The following is a 17,670-nucleotide window of genomic DNA, read 5'->3' as shown; positions in this document are numbered from 1 at the left end:
AACTCTGGTCCAGCAAATGAACCAGGGCAAAGGAGCGAAAAAACTATGAAACAAGATATCCATCCAAATTATCATCCAGTGGTATTTATGGATTCAACAACAGGCTTCAAATTCTTGTCAGGTTCAACAAAGAACTCACAAGAAACTGTTGAATGGGAAGATGGAAACACATATCCATTGATCCGTGTCGAAGTAACATCCGACTCACATCCATTCTATACTGGACGTCAAAAATTTACTCAAGCAGATGGCCGCGTGGACCGTTTCAACAAAAAATACGGTCTCAAAGACGCAAACGCTGCGGAATAATTCTGATTTTCAGAATAAACGAACCTTCTCGTCACTCGATGGGGAGGTTTTTTCGTGAAATAACACAAATAACTTCCGTATCCATAAATCCCTCCACAGCTTTTTTCTCAAAACATTTAACTTCCCTAAATAAAAAACTCCTTTAATTTGTTTCAATATACCTTTAGTTTGTTCCTATGAATCTGTTTATGAAAACGTTATCTTTTAATTGCTGATCAATGAATTCAAAAAACAGGTAGTATGTTGTTCTTATGACAGGTTTGTTGTTATCTTTCGCAATTATTTTTCTGTCTAATGATTTTCTCTGCTATAAAATGACAACGATTTCAAAAAACTGCGGCCTATTTGATAAAAGACAGATGTAGTCCTGTTAGTAGTCCATGGATCAGAGGATAGTTCTCAAAACAGAGCGAAAAACAGATCAAGGAGGAGAAAGATGAAACACATTCGTTTGAAAAGCGTGTCAGTCTTAGTGTTGTTAGCAGCGTTGACAGTTGGTGCGGCCGGGTGTCAAACCCAAACTCAGGGACAGGCAGCCAAAAATGAATCAAAAATCGTTTACTCGGAGACTGAGGAAGCCAAACTGGATCGGGGGATGGACAACCAGCCTCAAGCTTCTTATTGGTTCCCGGAGGATTTATTGAAATGGGATTTTGCTAAAGATCCTGACGCGAAATACAACGTCAGCACCACACCATTGGCGAAGCAGGTGGACAAAAAATCTTTAGCTAAAGTCAATGACACACAAGATCCTGATATGCAGGTAGTCGCATTGTCTATCATGAATGCCAGCACTAGCGGTAATGCTCCGCGGGGGATCAACACATTTGACAGCAATGTTTTCTCGTCTTGGCAATACATCGACAAGATGGTGTATTGGGGCGGTTCGTCTGGTGAAGGAATCATCGTACCGCCAAGTGCCGATGTGATCGATGCTGCCCACAAAAACGGTGTACCGATCTTAGGTACTATCTTCTTCCCGCAAACTGCTCATGGCGGTAAGATCGAATGGCTCTCACAATTCTTAGAAAAAGACAAAGACGGAAATTTCCCGATCGTAGATAAGCTGGTTGAAGTGGCAGATCAATACGGTTTTGATGGTTGGTTCATCAATCAAGAAACCGATAATGAAGTCACCAGCTTTGATGAAGCGGCGGAAAATAAAGGTGCTGCTAAAGAAGACAAAGCGACATCCGAGTTAAACAAAAAACATGCGGATCTAATGCAGGAACTGATCAAAGCATACAAAGCTAAAGTCGGCGATAAACAGGATCTGATGTGGTATGACTCCATGACCAAAGAAGGAAAAATGGACTGGCAAAATGCTTTGACAGATAAAAATGATGCCTTCTTGGTGGATGCTGATATGAATCCGGTAGCTGATAATATGTTCTTGAATTTTTGGTGGAATACTGATGAATTGGCAAAAGATAAGCTGTTGGAAAAATCAGCAGCTAAAGCCAAAGAGCTTGGGATCGATCCTTATGAACTTTTTGCTGGGATCGACGTACAGGCAAACGGTTTTATGACACCTACCCGTTGGAGCCTGTTCACTGACAAAAACAACAAACCATACACTTCTCTTGGATTGTACGTTCCTGATTGGACCTACTTTTCCGGAGGGACACCAGATGATATCCAAGAACGGGAAAATACATTCTGGGTCAATGGCCAAGCTGATCCGACTTTGAGTGTTCCAGTAAAAGACGGTGAATGGCCGGGAGTTTCTACCTATGCCGTGGAACAGACCGCAGTTACTGAAACTCCGTTTGTTACCAATTTCAATCTGGGGAATGGCTATAATTACTTCATCGATGGTAAAAAAGTTTCTGGATTGGACTGGAACAACCGCAGTCTGCAGGATATTCTACCGACTTATCGTTGGATCTTCCAACACGGAAAAGGCAATGATTTAAATGTTTCGATGGACTATACAGATGCTTTCCAAGGAGGTAATTCCTTGAAAATGCGAGGTACGATGAATGCGAAAGTTGCTAGTACTGTGAAATTATATGCCGCTGATCTGAAGCTTGATAAAGGAACAGTATTCACCACTACCGCTAAAGCTAGTGAGAAAACGGCATTGGATCTGATTCTGACATTTTCTGATGGTAAAGAAGAAACTTTCAAAGGAGACAAACAGGTAAAAAATGGCTGGACGACAGTCACTTATAATGTTTCCAAAGCTGCCGGTAAAGAAATCAAAGCTATCTCTTATAGCATAGAAAGTGCTAAGACCAGCGATGTTTATGAGCTGAATTTTGGACAGATCGCTGTTACTGGAAAAGAAAGCAAGAATGATCTTTCTGTAAAAAATGTCAAAATTGAGGATTCTCTTTTTGATGAAGAAGAAAGCAATTTTGCCGGTATCCGTCTGACTTGGGATGCGGTGAAAGATGATGACTTCTCACATTATGAAATCTATCGTATCAACAAGGACGACAGTCGTTCATTTGTTGGCGCAACTCCCGCCGCCAACCATTATATCAACGCACTGGAACGCAATGACGACACCAATAAAACAAACTTTGTTGTAGTGCCGGTAGATATCTGGGGCAACCGCGGCAAAGCTTCTGAAAAAATAACCTTGAAATGGCCAAACAACGCGATTCCAAAAGCGACTTTCAAAGCTTCTCGAACCTTGATCGCACCTGGGGACAGCGTGACATTTACCAATGCCTCTTCTAGCAATACAGATTCTGTGAAATGGGAATTTGAAGGCGGTAATATCGTTGATAGCACAGATGATGCGCCAGTCGTAACTTACGATAAAGCAGGAACTTATGCAGTAAAACTTACTGCTAAAAACAAAGCCGGCGAAACTCCGGTAGAAATCAAAGAGTTTATCACGGTTTCTGACGATGCAAAAGGTGATTTGGCATTATTATCATCAGGTGTGAAAACGGAGGCATCTGGTTTCACCAATGATAACGAAGCGCCACAGATGGCTGTGGATGGAAAACTAGATACCAAATGGTGTGCAACTGGTACGCCGCCACATGAAATCACTCTTGATCTGGGAGCGGTGAAAACTATCAGTGAAGTACATCTGGCTCACGCTGAAGCTGGTGGCGAAAGTCCAGATATGAACACTAAAGCTTATTCGATCTTAGTGAGCGAAGATGGAAAAGAATTTACTCAAGTTGCTCGCATCATCAACAATACTGCGTCTGAATCCGTGGATACTTTTTCGGCAGTCAAAGCTCGCTACGTGCGTTTGTCTTCAGACAAGCCGACTCAAGGTTCTGACACTGCAGTTCGAATCTATGAAATGGGTGTTTACGGATTGAAATAGTACTATCTTTTTTGTGAAAACGAATCACCCTTTAAAGATGTCTAAAACATCTATTTAACAGACTACATTTTCGGATGTGGTCTGTTTTTTACCAAATAATATTATAGTGCGTTGAAGATTGGAGGGACTAAAAATCTATAATAGGGCTGTATCTAATAAAAGCTGTAAGAGTGATTAATTTGAAATACGAAAAAAATGTTTATGGAGATACTGCGGAATCAGTAGGAGGAAATAATGGCAATCAATTTGTGGAAGCGATTCAAAAGGGAGCTGTCGATATATATCGGAATAGGAATTATTGTCTCATTTTTGAGCGCGGTCAATGTGTTTTACTTTCAAAAATTACTGGATACATTTGGCAAAAGAGTAGATATAAGGTTCATTTTCCTATATGGTTTAACGATCCTTCTAGTCCCAGTACTTGCCTATCTAGAGCAAAAACCGAAGACGAAATTGCAAAACGGTATCTATTTTTATTTAAAAGAAATGGCACTTGTTAAAATCAGTAAGATTTCCTATTCAGAATACTTGGAAATCGGCTCAGGATCTCTTCTCCAAAAGGTCGAATCCGGAGCAAATGCCGGTAGAAACATCCATCTGAATTTCTTTGGCAGGCTAATTCGAGAACTGATTCCGGAAACTATATTTAATCTATTCTTTATTGCAATCATTGACGTGAGATTGCTTCCGGCGATACTGATCGGTTATATCGTGGTATTTCTTGTAACAAAATATCTCCTGAAGATTTTACAATCCATCAAGGAAAGTTCTTTGATTTCTGAAGAAGTGATGAATAACCTTTTGATTCGCGGCATAACAGAAATGATAACGTTTAGGATCAACAAAAGATATCAAAAAGAAATCAGCAAGTATGCCCAAATGGCAGAATCGACAACGAATGATTTGACGAAACTGACGATGATCCATGAATTTTTCTTTGGCTTTTTTGCCTTTCTTGTCGCTGTTATCAAACTAATAATCATTGTATCGGCGGTTACGGGGATCATCAACACCAGCTTAGGAGGATTGGTTGCTTTAACGATTTATGTCGATAAAGTGTATACGCCGGTCGCGATATTCAATGTGATCTTTGTACAATATAATTTGGATAAAGTAGCCTATGATCGGTTGAAAAGTTTTTATAATGCGCCAAACGATGAAGGACTATTTACTGAAAGCAAATCCCTCCAACGAATCAGAGGTATCCAGATAGTCGATCTGGATCTATCTATCCATAATAAGCAAATTTTGAACAATTTTAACTTAGAACTTAATAGCGACATGGTCTATGGGATCGTTGGTGAAAGCGGAGCGGGAAAATCAACATTGATAAAAACGATCTTGGGTTTATTCAAACCTGCTAAAGGTGACGTATTGATCGATCACACGAAGCTTTCTACGTTCAACTTAGATGAGTATTATGATCATATTTTTTACTTGTCACAGGATGCACCTATCTTCCAAGGTTCTTTAAAAGAAAATATTGTTTTTGATAAAGAAGTCGCCGATATAGACATCATTGAAGTGTTAGAGAAATGCCAGCTGACCAAGTTTTATCGCTCTCTTGAAAATGGATTAGAGACACCAATCGGGGAGAAGGGGGCTAATATTTCTGGCGGTGAAAAACAGCGGATCGCGTTTGCACGGATGTTTTTCTCAGATGCCGAAGTAATCATCATAGATGAAGCGACGTCTGCTTTAGACGAAGCCACAGAGGAAAAGATTTTAACGGAAATCAAAAAAGAATTTAACGGTAAAATCGTTTTAATGATCACCCATCGACCTAAAAATTTAGAATTCGTGGATAAAGTGATCGAACTGAAAATCTAGAGTGAAAACGAATGGAAATTTACAAGCTATATAATAAGTAAAACTATAAAATATTTTTCCAAAGAATACTGATAATACATTAAAACCTTTGACACATAAGTCAAAGGTTTTTTTAGTAGTGTAAGAAGAAGGTGCTTCTCTGGATTTATCGCTAGAGAACGTTGCCTCAACTTTCCCTTCTGTCATCTTCTTTTTTACCACATCTATTCTCTTTTATCTTCCCGAGCCTTTCTTATCCGCTGCCGATATTCATTTGGCGTTATGTGTAGACGATGTTGAAAAAGTTTGAAAAGTGAAGGAACGCTCTTGTAACCAACCATTTCTGCGATCTCATTTATGGCCATATCGGATTCTTGCAAAAGCTTTTTTGCTTCAGACAGTCTTTTTTGATCCAGCATTTCTTGAAAAGTTATTCCGGTTTTGGCTTTCAACATGTTGCTAAGATAGTTTTTGTTGTACCCGAAATGGTCTGCTAAATCATACAAAGTGATAGAGGTGTAATGTTCATTGATATAGTGCAATATTTCGATGATCTCTGTCTGAGGGGTAAAGTCAGATGAAGAAGATAAAACCTCACTATTTGTCAATTCGATAAAAAGTGCTCCCAACAATAAATTTAGAGAGTTCTGGTAGTTCTCATCTTTACGAAAAAATTTTGTTGCCAAAATCGTTAAAAGGTTTCGAGCAAGGGAACCTTCAGAAAGATCAAAAATCAAAAAACGATTATGATTCTCGTTTTTCAATGCAGCTTGTGTGAAAAAATTTGTCACAGGGTTTTCAGATGTCACAAGATAATTCAAAAAAGATGTTCTGAGGGCAGTATCTTGAATCAAAAAGTTCAGTATCAGGTCTTTTTCGCCTACATAATCAATTTGTTGGATAACTTCTTTATCCATGAGAATCAGTTGATTTTCTTTGAGCAAAATCTGCTCACCATTAATTTTTTGCGATGAATTGCCTCGTAGAACATAATTCATTTCAATAAAACTGTGGGTATGTGCCGGTGTGTAGGAAAAACGATGATGTTTGTTTATGAAAATCGGCCCATCATCAAAAAACGTACTGCTAGGGATTTTTGGAATTACAGAGGAGTTATAATCTAGATTCATCTCATTGAAATTTTCTCCTGTTTTGCGCTGTAATGCTTCTACACGATCTATTTCATTTAGTAGTGCTATTAGCTCGTCATTCATTTTATCACCTTATAATTTAGTAGTGTTTATTTACTTATAAATAAAAAATCCCTTTAAGTCAATGTAAATATTATTTGTTAACTATATAAAACCTGTAGATTGGATAATGAATTAATGTCTTTTTGAAATTGTTGCTCAAGGTGAAAGCGTTTAATATTAGAGCATAGTTTAAGAGAGGATGAAAAGAGATGGTACAAAATGCAGAGAAATCTTTAGTAAAAAAATATTCCCCGTTAGCAACAGCAGCAGGTATTGGTTCCATGCTTGGTTCAGGATGTATCGTAGGATTGTCAGCAACTATTCCAGTTTGGCAAAAAGGATTGGATTTATCAGCAGGTCAGGTCGGTTTAGTATCTGGTGCGCTGACTTTTGCAATCGCTTTTGGTTCACTTTTTGCCGGTAATATTACAAAATTATTTGGTTTATTCCGGGCATTTAATTGGGTCAACCTGTTTTATGCTATCGGTGCAGCCATTTGTGTGTTCTCCGGCAACTTTATCGCTTTGCTGATAGGCGTGATTATAATGGGCGTTGCTTCAGGAGCTGATCTGCCAATCAGTCTGACAGTAGTTTCCCATGATGCACCAGATGAAAATACATCTGCGCGGTTGGTTTCTTCAACACAAATCTTTTGGCAAGTTGGTATTTTTATTTCTTATATCTGTTCATTTTTATTATCAGGTATCGAAGGTGTACTAGGTGCAAGAATCGTTTTTGCTATTTTATTGGTGTTTTCATTATTTACTTGGATCTGGCGGACGCTTTCTAAAACATTCCGTGCTTTTCACGAAGAAGGGAAGTTGCGTCAGGCGAATACAACATTGAATGAAGAAAATAAAAAATTCTCGGCAAAAGAAATATTCACTGGTTCAAATGCAAAAGTGTATCGTCATTTCTTTTTTGCAATTTTGATTTTCTATGTTTGCTGGAATCTGTTGGCAAATACTTGGGGACAATTCCAAACGTATGCGCTGACAAATGCAGGAGCATCTCAAATGCAGGCAACTGGTCTTGGAATCGTATTGAATATTATTTCTCTGATCACAACGATCGTATTTGCTTCAGTAGCGGGCAGCTCTTATCGAAATAAAGCATTTTTTGTAGGCGCGTTTGTTCAGTTTATGGCTATGATCGGAATGGCAGTCATCGGCGGGAATGCCGGGTTTATTGCATTGGCTGTTACCATCGCGTTTTATAATTTTGGAAATCCAATGGCCGGAGAAGCGATTTACAAAGTTTGGACACAAGAATCATTTCCATCAGAAGTACGCGCGTCATTACAAGGAATCATTAATGGTTTTTCACGTCTATGCTGCGGTCTCTTCGCTTTTGTTACACCATTTCTTGTTGCACCGGAGAATATCCACAAATCTATGTATGGATTTGCGGCCATCGTTTTGGCTGCTGCAGTAGCAGGGATCGTAATGATGAGATTACAGAAAAAAGCAGGGATCGCACAAGAAACAATGAATGAAAATGAAGAAATTACAGCGAAATAAGCAGTGATTGAAAGTGAGGAAATTAGAATGTTGAAAGAATCAGATTCAAGATGGTTATGGTATACAGGCGATTTTGAAATCAGACAGGGTCTTATGCAAAATTTTTCAAGAGAAGAAAGAAGCTATGATTGGCCTGCATACTGGAATATCGATGATTGTCATCGCAATGTTAAATTTAAACGAGATTATGTTTTAGACCAAGAAACAAGCTTTACTGTCTACGTTTCTGGTGTTGGATTTGTTGAAGTCAACGAGGTGAAATATCCTTTTGGTCAAGAAGTGACCTGTATGCCCGGAAAGAATAAAGTCAGAGTGAATGTTGGAAATGTCAGCGGTCTTCCAGCTGTCTATATTGACGGTGAAATAATCAAAAGTGATACCAGCTGGCTTTGCAGTAACTTTATTGATGAATTTCCAGCTGGGTGGAGTGAGCTTTACTATAAAAAAGAGCAAGATCCAAATGTTGTAGAATACGCAACAGAAATATGCAAACCTCTTTCAAAGAAAGATATTGATGGCGGTACACTGATCGATTATGGTCGCGCAGTATTTGGTCCATTACACATTGAAAAGCTTGATAGTGACAAACCGATCACTATTTGTTACGGAGAATCAGAAACGGAAGCAAGAGATATCGAACAATGCTATTACAAACAAGAAAACGTTACAAGCGAAACACCGATTCGCAAACGTGCTTTCCGCTATATTTTTATTCCTGATATTACCTCGGCATCAATTGAAATCAATGGGATCCATGAATTCATTCCTTTAGAAAATCGTGCAGTTTTTTCTTCTGATGATCCATTGATGAATAAGATTTGGGATATTTCTGTTGATACATTCACATTGTGCAGCGGGTTGTTTTTCATTGACGGTATCAAACGGGATCGTTGGATTTGGTCTGGGGATGCGTATCAAAGCTATTTCATCAATCAATATTTGTTTTTTGATGAAGATATCAACAAACGGACAATGTTGGCGCTAAGAGGACAAAACGAAATCAAGCAGCACATGAATACTATTGTGGACTATTCGATCCTTTGGGTCATTGCCGTTGAAAATCATTACATGATGACAGGGGACACCACATTTTTAGAACAAATTTATCCAAAAATGGAAACTATGATGCGCTATCTTTCTCAACAGACGGATGAACATGGATTTATCTATGGTCGTGAAAAAGACTGGATATTTATTGACTGGTCTGAAATGGATAAAGAAGGTACGCTGGCTGCGGAACAAATCTTATTATTGAAAGCCTATAAAGCGATGACTGTTTGCGGTTCGATCCTTAATAAAGAAATCGATCAATACGTTGCTTGTTACGAAATGTTGAAGAAAAATGTGATGGAATTCTTCTGGGATAAAGAAAAAGGAGCGTTCATTGATTCCTATGTTTCTGGAAAAAGACACGTGACACGTCACGCAAATATCTTTGCCGTTTTATTCGATTTCGTTGATGAAGAGCAGTCTCAAAGTATTTTAACGAATGTTTTACTCAATGATGATATCACTCAGATTACTACACCGTACTTTAAATTCTTTGAGCAAGATGCCTTATGCAAATTAGGAGAAACCAAACGTGTCCATGAAATAATCCGTGACTATTGGGGCGGAATGGTGGAACAAGACGCAGTCACTTTTTGGGAAGAATATATTCCTGAAGAAACAGGAAATGATGTCTATGAAATGTATGGGGATCCATTTGGAAAAAGTTTATGCCATGCGTGGGGAGCAAGTCCTATCTACTTGATAGGCAGATACTTTGCCGGTATCCAACCTATCAGACCTGGGTATGAAACATACTTAGTTGAACCGCAACTAGATTCTTTTGAGAAAATCTCTTGCACTTTCCCAATCAAAGATGGATCTGTGACTTTAGAAAAAAATCAGTCTATGTTAAAAGTTTATGCTACTAAATCAGGTGGAATCCTTCGAATCGATAATCAAGATATTCCAATTAGTAAAGATCAGGAGATGGTACTGGAACTAAAAGAAAAATCTCTTGTTTAATACGCCATAGAGAGGATGAAGAAAGTGGATAAAAAACAAGTAAAAATAAGTGAGAAAATCGGCTTTACTTTAACAAATTTAGGGAATATCCCTATCATGACACTGTTGAACACCTATTTACTGATATTTTACACTGATGTGGTAGGGATCTCTCCAGCTGTTGTGGGTGGACTGTTTTTAGCGTCTCGATTATTGGATGGCATCAGTGATCCCCTTTTAGGCTTTCTGATCGATCGTTTTCCCCATACAAAAATCGGCAAGTATAAGCCGGTTCTCATTTTAGGTGTGATTATTTGCTGCTTGAATTATTTACTGGTTTGGTTTGCACCGGTTATGTTTGAATCTCAAAAAATTGTTGCAATCAGTATTTCTTACATCCTTTTAGGTATCACATTTGATTTGATGGATATTCCTTTAAACAGTCTGATCCCAGTTTTGACGAAAAACGAGGAGGAGCGAAATACACTATCTTCTATCAAAGGGGTCTCATATACTGTGGGACCTACTTTATTAAATGTAGCGGCTCCTCTAGCTATCTCAGCTTTTTCGACACCTCTAAATGGGTATATATTGTTGATCAGCGGTGCAGTCCTCGTTGTTTTATTCTTCACGATTATAGGAGCTTTAATGTTGAAAGAACGTGTAAGTGAAGAAGAAGTAACCGAACATAGCGTAAAAGAAAAGTACACCATGAAAGAAGCAGTCCGGATTTTAAGAATCAAACCGGTGGTCACGCTCTTTTTATCCATGCTGTTCATTACAGCGGCGACAAACATTTTCAACGGATCATTGCTTTACTATTTGAGCTATATCGTTAATAATACTAGGCTGTTGAGCATTGCCAGTTTATTCGGCATGTTTGCTGCCTTGATAGCTGGAGCTGTAGTTTCTATTTTGACACAAAGGATCAATAAGAAGCAGTTGTATATTCTGGGTCTTTGTTTGGTCAGTGTTTGTATGGCGGGATTTCTGCTATTTGGAGAAACGACTTTATCATTTGTAGTATTGTATTGCGGCGTTCAGTTTTCATTAGGTTTAACGAATACACTTCAGTACAGTATTTCTGCTGATAATGTGGATATTATTCGAGAACAATTAGGTGTAGAAGCTACTGCGTTGGTTGCTTCGCTGACTTCATTGATCATGAAATTCGCAATGGCAGTCGGAGGTGCTATTCCAGGCTTCATTCTAAGCTATACAGGTTATATCGCTAATCAGGCTCAATCAATAGAAGCGGCAAATGGCATCATGTTAGTGACATTTGCTATCCCGTTAGTTTTGTATTTAGCCACAGTCATCATTTTCCGGAGTGGATTTAAGTTTAAAGTGGCGAAAAAACAACCTAAATTGACGAATAGTTGATGTAAAACTAAATATATAATTTATCTTCAGATTTAAATTAAACAATCAAGGAGCGCTTCGGCGTTCCTTTTTTAAATATGGTTTTTGGTCATAAAAAAGACTGCGATTAGCGGAATTTTTAGAAAAACAAATCATTAAACCCCCGCTACACTGCCTTTAGTAACATTTTTCTCTAGCTTTTTACCAATCAAACAGGTACATTATGAGTAGAAAAAAGCACTGCAAAGCGAGGATCGGAGATGGCGGAAATAGAAATAAGTGAAGTATTAAAAGAACGGCGTAAGAAAATGGGGCTGACGCAAGGTCAGGTTGCAGAGAGGATCTATGTCTCGCAAAAGTCTATCTCAAATTGGGAGAATGGGAAAAATTATCCTGATATCGAGAGTCTGATCCGCTTAGCTCATTTATATGAATTATCTTTAGATCAGTTATTGTTAGAAGGTTCGTCATTAGTGGAAGATATCAAGATCCAAGCGGAACAAAAGACAATGAAAAGAATGGCGCTGCCGTCTCTGATAGTCAATTTGTGTATAATCGTTTTGTTGGTTAGTCAAAAATGGTGGGGAGAGCTTTCCTTGCAAGCGACCATTATTTTGATAATCAGTATGTGTGGGAATTTTGTGCCGCTGTATTATTTTGAACGCAGGAGGATCCTGCTGGAAAAAGAATTGGACAGCAAGCCGAAACATAGCCATGCTGTTTTGTTGATCGTAGTGGTGGTTCTTTTTGCCGCAGCGGCAATTCTCGTGATTCCACAGTTTTTTTAACTGTAATGTAGTACAGGTTCTCAATCAGTGTTCACTACACTTAAAAAAAATCGTACAACGATGCCAAAAAAACAAAAAATAGACCAAGAGGAGAATCTGCTGTCAACATGGTTGATATACCTCTCCGCTTTTCTCATTTCTATTCAGACACGTGGAACGCATCGTACAAATATTGATCCGCCACCAGTAATGAAACGATCTCCTGTTGGTCAATCACCTCTACACCGTTTCGCACCAAAAATCCACAAAATTGCGGCAGATAAGCTCGAGGTGAAGAAGCTAAATCAAGCTTGATCGTTGTTTGGGAAAGAATGATCCGCAAGTAAAGAAAATCCGGATTGAAATCAAAAGGCGATAGACGCTCTTTTTTTGTATAGACGATCTCAATGGTTTTGATAGCTGAATAGGGAATCTGCTCGTGTCGTCCGGTCCTTTTGAGAAGTTCCAAACACTTTTTCAGCGAATTTTGGGAGTACTGGCAAATCTCAAGATAGTCTTTATGAATGACCCAATAATCAGTGAAAACAGTCGGAAAAACCATCAAGAGACCAACTAACAAAACCAACACTAATACACCAAAGGGCTGAACGCCGAAACCGGTGAGGAACAAACTGATAAATACCCAGATTACAAATAATAGGAGCCCTTTTTTTACTGTGAATTTTTTTCCTACTAAAAATGGTTTTCGGAAATAGGGGCTTCCTTGAATCAGCTCATCGATCGATACATCATAAAAATCAGAAAGCATAATCAAGTTATCGATCGACGGCATAGACTGTCCATTTTCCCATTTCGAAACAGCTTGGGTGGTGATGTTCAGTTTTTTGCTACTTCTTCTTGAGTAAGTCCGTTTTTGTTGCGATAAGTTTTTAAAATATCTTGAATCAGCATAGAAACCATCCTTTCTGCTTTCAGAATAGAAAAAGACGAGGAATTTTACAAACAACTTGTGGTTGAATAGGGGGAAAAGTCCATTTTTCTTATTTTATCCAATGTTTAACGTGACTTAGAAATATTTAAATCAAGTCAACATCTCTGCTAATCTCCAGCTGTTTCAGCTCAACCTCGTTTTCAACAAAAATAAACCCTCCTCCATCAAAAGGAAGAGGGTTCGTTTTTTATACCGCCTGTAACCCGAACAAGGAACGAGTCGCTTGATAGATGGAGCGGGCGGTTGAGGCGTGGTTCATGGTGTATAGGTGGATGCCGGCGACATCTTGTGTGACGAGGTCGATGATCTGGTCGATGGCGTAAGCAAGTCCGGCATCTCGTAATGCGACGGGGTTATGCTCGTATTTTTCCAAGATCGCAAGAAATTTTCGAGGCAGTTTGGCGTCGCTGGTTTTGATCAGCCGCAGTGCTTGATTACGATTAGTGATAGGCATGATCCCCGCAAGGATTGGTACATCGATATCGGCCAATGCACAATGTTCTTGGAAACGGTAGAAGATTTCATTATCGAAAAAGAGCTGTGTGATCAAGCGGTCGCATCCGGCATCGGTTTTTTTCTTCAGATTTTTGACATCCGTCACACGATTCAAAGAGTCAGGATGGATCTCGGGGTAGCAGGCGCCGCTGATTTCAAATTGAGGCGCTTGTTTTTTTATATACGTGATCAATTCGCTGGCGTAATGAAAATCGGTTTTGGGGGGATTGTCTGGAAAAATATCTCCTCGCAAAGCCAGCAATCGTTGCACACCAAGTTCTTGCAGCTTCTCCAAAATCGTGTGTACCTGTTGTTTTGACAAGTACGCCGCCGGAAGATGCGCGATGGTAGGGATCTGCAATTGATTGGTGATATATCCCGCTAATTTGATCGTGGTAGTCTCAATCGATTGCGGCTGATTGCTGCAGGTGACACTGATAAAAGAAGGGGATAGCCCCTGCAGTTCCGCCAGGGTCTCCACGATTTTTTCCGCGCCGGCTTGTGTGTTGGGTGGAAAGATCTCAAAGGAGAGGGAAGGAACTGCATCGTTTGAAGGAGAGCCCATATCAAATCTCCTCCCGGACGATTTTTGCCGCCGCTGTCAGATTTTGCAGACTATCGCGAGTTTCTGGGATGCCTCTTGTCTTTAATCCGCAGTCTGGGTTGATCCAAACTTTTTCTTTGGGGACTTTTGCCAAGATCGCACGGATCGTTTGTAAAATCTCTTCTGTTGAAGGAACCCGCGGCGAATGGATATCGTATACGCCGGGACCAACTTCAGTTTGGAACCGTTGAGCATTCAACTCATCTAAGATCGTAAGATTCGAGCGGGAAGCTTCAAATGAAATCACATCGGCATCCATTTGATCGATAGCGGAGATGATATCGGTAAATTCGCTATAACACATATGGGTATGGATCTGAATCGTCGGTTGGACGCGGCTGTGGACCAAACGAAAGGCTGGGATCGCCCAATCCAAGTATTCCGAGTACCAGTCGCTTTTTCGCAGCGGCAGTTTTTCTCGTAAAGCGGCTTCGTCGATCTGGATCACGCGGATACCGTTAGCTTCCAGATCCAATACTTCCTCTTGGATCGCCAACGCCAATTGCAAAGCTGATTCTTTCAGAGAAATATCTTCCCGAGGAAAAGACCAGTTCAAGATCGTTACCGGCCCTGTCAGCATACCTTTTACCACCTTGTCGGTTTGTTGCTGTGCATAGGTTGACCATTTCACCGTGATCGGTTTCTTGCGGGAAACATCACCCCAAATGATTGGCGGTTTCACACCGCGAGTCCCATAGGATTGTACCCAGCCGTTTTGACTGAAAAGATAGCCGGATAAATTTTGACCGAAATATTCCACCATGTCGTTTCGCTCAAACTCGCCGTGGACCAATACATCCAGCCCGATTTCTTCCTGCCATTGCAGCCAGTCGTTGATTTGTTGGGCAAGAAATTGGTCATATTCTTCGGCAGAGATCTCTTGACGCTTGAATTTTGCGCGGGTTTGTTTGACTTCTCGTGTTTGTGGGAAGGAACCGATCGTCGTTGTTGGCAATAATGGCAGATCAAATACCGTCCGTTGTAATTTTTCCCGGTCGGAGAATGCAGGTTTTCTCGTGAAATCTTGGGGAGCCAGATGCGCGATTTTTTCAGCTAATGCTTGGTTTTCTTCTGTCCGAGGTGAAGCAAAAAGTTGTTGATTTTCGATCAACGGTGTTTGCTGTCCTTCTTTCAAGATAACATTCAGTTCAGTCAGCTCCGTCAATTTTTCTTTAGCGAACGCGAAATGTTTCAAAATCTCCGGCGCAAATGTTTCATTTTCTGTTGTAAAAGGCACATGGAGCAAGGAACAAGAAGTAGAAAGCACGAGATTTTCCACAGGAAGTTTTTGTACAGCTTTCAACGTCTGTTCATAATGATTGCGCCAAATGTTTTTTCCGTTGACAATACCGGCAAACAGAGTTTTCTCAGCAGGGAAACCGCCGATTACTAATTCATAATTCTTAGGACCTTCCACAAAATCCAGACCGATTCCGTCAAAATCCAGTTGAACCAAATCAGTATAGACGTCACGAACATCGCCAAAATAAGTTTGAAGCAAGAGTTTCAGTCCGTTTTTTTGTTGAAGCAATGGGTGATAAAGCTGTTGGAACAATGCCCAATCTTGAGAAGAAAGATCCTTCACCAAAGCTGGTTCATCCAACTGCAGCCATTCAGCCCCCAATTCATTCAATGTCGCGAAAATTTCTTGATAAGCAGCTACGAGTTCAGCCGCAAAATCAGCCGGTTCGGTATCTTCAGCTAATTCACTGATCTGCAGTAGCGTGAATGGACCGAGTAGAACGGGACGTGTTTGGATGCCTAGTGTTTTGGCTTCTTGGAACTCGTCAAAGATTTTTGTTCCGACAACCTTGATATCAGCATCTTTTTCAAACTTTGGTACGATGTAGTGATAGTTGGTATTGAACCATTTTTTCATTGGCCGCGCTTTGATATCGCCTTTTTCTCCTTGATATCCTCGCGCCAAAGCAAAATATTTATCCAGTGGTGACAGGTCGATCGTTTGGATCTCTTTCGGCAAGATATTCAATAAAAAGGCTGTATCCAATGTCGTATCGTAAAAGGAAAAATCATTGCTGGGAATCTGGTCGATGCCGCTGTCTTTGACTAATTGCCAATGTTTTTTGCGCAAGTCTGCACCGACTGCGGCTAATTCGTTTTCTGTGATTTCTCCACGAAAATATTTTTCAGTTTGAAATTTCAATTCCCGGAATTCGCCGATCCGCGGGAAACCAATGATCGTTGTTGTCATAAAAAATCCTCCTTTTGTTGTTAGACAATAAGCTATCACGGTTTCTTTTTTTTGGATAACTGAAAAAAACAATCATTGGTTATAGTTTTTAACTATAACTTGGAGTAAACTATAAAAAATCAATGGAGGTCACCAATGCGTATTCAACAATTAGTTTATTTAGAAAAAATCGTCGCTCATGGGTCGATCAATGAAGCGGCGAAAGAACTGTTTTTGACTCAGCCCAGTCTGTCCAATGCCATCAAGGAACTGGAAAATGAGATGGGGATCCAACTGCTTTTGCGGAATAAGATGGGAGTGACGTTGACGGATGACGGTCGGGAATTTATGCTTTATGCCCGACAAATACTGGATCAAGTCAACCTGATGGAAGAAAAATACAAACAAAAGACACCGCGGAAACATGCTTTCTCAGTCTCCGCCCAGCATTATGCCTTCGTGGTCCACGCCTTTGTGGAATTGATCCGCAATGTCAACGCCGCGGAATATCAATTTACGTTAAGAGAAACAGAAACACAGAATATCTTGGAGGATGTCACCAGCTTCAAAAGCGAATTGGGGATCTTATATTTGAACAATTTCAATCGGCAGGTGATGCAAAAATTATTCAAAGAAAAAAATCTGGAATTTACGCCATTATTCACTGCATTGCCTCACGTCTTTGTCAGCCGCGAAAATCCATTGACCAAGAAAAGATCCGTCAAACTGGAAGACTTGACGGACTATCCTTATCTTTCTTATGAACAGGGAGATGTGAATTCTTTTTATTTCGCTGAAGAGATTCTCAGCACATTGGATCGCAAGATGAATATCAAGGTCAGCGATCGCGCCACGATTTTTAATCTGATGGTAGGGCTGAACGGCTATACGATCAGCTCCGGGATCATCAGCAGCGAATTGAACGATGATAAAATCGTCGCGATTCCCTTAGAGGTGGCGGATACTATCACTATCGGCTGGTTAAAGCAGCGTCAAGTTGAACTCAGCCCCATCGCTCAGGATTATTTGCAGCGGCTGAAGGAGCATATTCGCGGCTATGGGTTTACGATCGATTGATAAGGAGCGGTATACATCTATCAAGTTAATCCACGTTTGGATCTTAGATACTGATACGGTACAAGATGATCTCCTTGATGCGGTAAAATGATGTGTGCTCCACG

The 17,670-nt window shown here is 40.0% G+C and carries 12 protein-coding genes; 8 read left to right on the top strand and 4 right to left on the bottom strand.

From position 1 onward, the window contains the following. The first annotated feature begins 45 nt into the window (after nt 1-45). From EFB00_RS02835 to EFB00_RS02825, 3 genes are all read left to right on the top strand, one after another. The gene (locus tag EFB00_RS02835) at nt 46-309 is read left to right on the top strand and encodes a type B 50S ribosomal protein L31 (protein WP_122645420.1); all 264 of its coding nucleotides are present in this window, start codon (nt 46-48) and stop codon (nt 307-309) included. Nucleotides 310-745: 436 nt separating this feature from the next. Further along, entirely contained in the window at nt 746-3,604 is a 2,859-nt protein-coding gene (locus tag EFB00_RS02830) for an endo-beta-N-acetylglucosaminidase (protein ID WP_122645419.1), read from the top strand. Between the two features lie 234 nt (nt 3,605-3,838). Continuing rightward, nucleotides 3,839-5,434 carry an ATP-binding cassette domain-containing protein gene (locus tag EFB00_RS02825; protein WP_122645418.1) on the top strand — a complete coding sequence of 532 codons (1,596 nt, stop codon included), beginning with the start codon at nt 3,839-3,841 and terminating at the stop codon, nt 5,432-5,434. 203 nt (nt 5,435-5,637) lie between these two features. On the opposite strand, the gene EFB00_RS02815 is transcribed toward EFB00_RS02825, so the two are convergent. Continuing rightward, nucleotides 5,638-6,627 carry an AraC family transcriptional regulator gene (locus EFB00_RS02815; RefSeq protein WP_122645416.1) on the bottom strand — a complete coding sequence of 330 codons (990 nt, stop codon included), beginning with the start codon at nt 6,625-6,627 and terminating at the stop codon, nt 5,638-5,640. 188 nt (nt 6,628-6,815) lie between these two features. Here EFB00_RS02815 and EFB00_RS02810 point away from each other — a divergent pair, with 188 nt between their 5' ends. The 4 genes from EFB00_RS02810 to EFB00_RS02795 all read left to right on the top strand — a co-directional run bounded on the left by EFB00_RS02810 (nt 6,816) and on the right by EFB00_RS02795 (nt 12,268). Further along, nucleotides 6,816-8,126: an MFS transporter gene (locus EFB00_RS02810; protein ID WP_122645415.1), complete on the top strand. Its 1,311-nt coding sequence runs from the start codon at nt 6,816-6,818 to the stop codon at nt 8,124-8,126. 27 nt (nt 8,127-8,153) lie between these two features. Then, nucleotides 8,154-10,139: an alpha-L-rhamnosidase-related protein gene (locus tag EFB00_RS02805; protein WP_122645414.1), complete on the top strand. Its 1,986-nt coding sequence runs from the start codon at nt 8,154-8,156 to the stop codon at nt 10,137-10,139. Nucleotides 10,140-10,163: 24 nt separating this feature from the next. After that, nucleotides 10,164-11,501, top strand: coding sequence for an MFS transporter (locus EFB00_RS02800; RefSeq protein WP_241153392.1), 1,338 nt, complete (start codon nt 10,164-10,166; stop codon nt 11,499-11,501). A gap of 239 nt (nt 11,502-11,740) precedes the next feature. Continuing rightward, nucleotides 11,741-12,268: a helix-turn-helix domain-containing protein gene (locus EFB00_RS02795; RefSeq protein WP_122645412.1), complete on the top strand. Its 528-nt coding sequence runs from the start codon at nt 11,741-11,743 to the stop codon at nt 12,266-12,268. Nucleotides 12,269-12,407: 139 nt separating this feature from the next. On the opposite strand, the gene EFB00_RS02790 is transcribed toward EFB00_RS02795, so the two are convergent. The 3 genes from EFB00_RS02790 to metE all read right to left on the bottom strand — a co-directional run bounded on the left by EFB00_RS02790 (nt 12,408) and on the right by metE (nt 16,510). Next, on the bottom strand, nt 12,408-13,040 hold the full coding sequence (locus tag EFB00_RS02790; RefSeq protein ID WP_241153391.1) for an XRE family transcriptional regulator: 633 nt from the start codon (nt 13,038-13,040) through the stop codon (nt 12,408-12,410). 346 nt (nt 13,041-13,386) lie between these two features. Beyond that, entirely contained in the window at nt 13,387-14,259 is an 873-nt protein-coding gene (metF, locus tag EFB00_RS02785; RefSeq protein WP_122645411.1) for a methylenetetrahydrofolate reductase [NAD(P)H], read from the bottom strand. A 1-nt stretch (nt 14,260) separates the two neighbouring features. Then, nucleotides 14,261-16,510: a 5-methyltetrahydropteroyltriglutamate--homocysteine S-methyltransferase gene (metE, locus tag EFB00_RS02780; RefSeq protein ID WP_122645410.1), complete on the bottom strand. Its 2,250-nt coding sequence runs from the start codon at nt 16,508-16,510 to the stop codon at nt 14,261-14,263. A 135-nt stretch (nt 16,511-16,645) separates the two neighbouring features. Here metE and EFB00_RS02775 point away from each other — a divergent pair, with 135 nt between their 5' ends. Further along, nucleotides 16,646-17,566, top strand: coding sequence for a LysR family transcriptional regulator (locus tag EFB00_RS02775; protein WP_122645409.1), 921 nt, complete (start codon nt 16,646-16,648; stop codon nt 17,564-17,566). Nucleotides 17,567-17,670: the final 104 nt, after the last annotated feature.

The sequence above is a fragment of the Enterococcus mediterraneensis genome (assembly GCF_900604485.1).
In the GTDB taxonomy this organism is placed as follows: Bacteria; Bacillota; Bacilli; order Lactobacillales; family Enterococcaceae; genus Enterococcus_C; species Enterococcus_C mediterraneensis.
The sequence above is the reverse complement of the archived record's forward strand: the minus strand, read 5'-3'. Positions and strand labels throughout refer to the sequence as shown.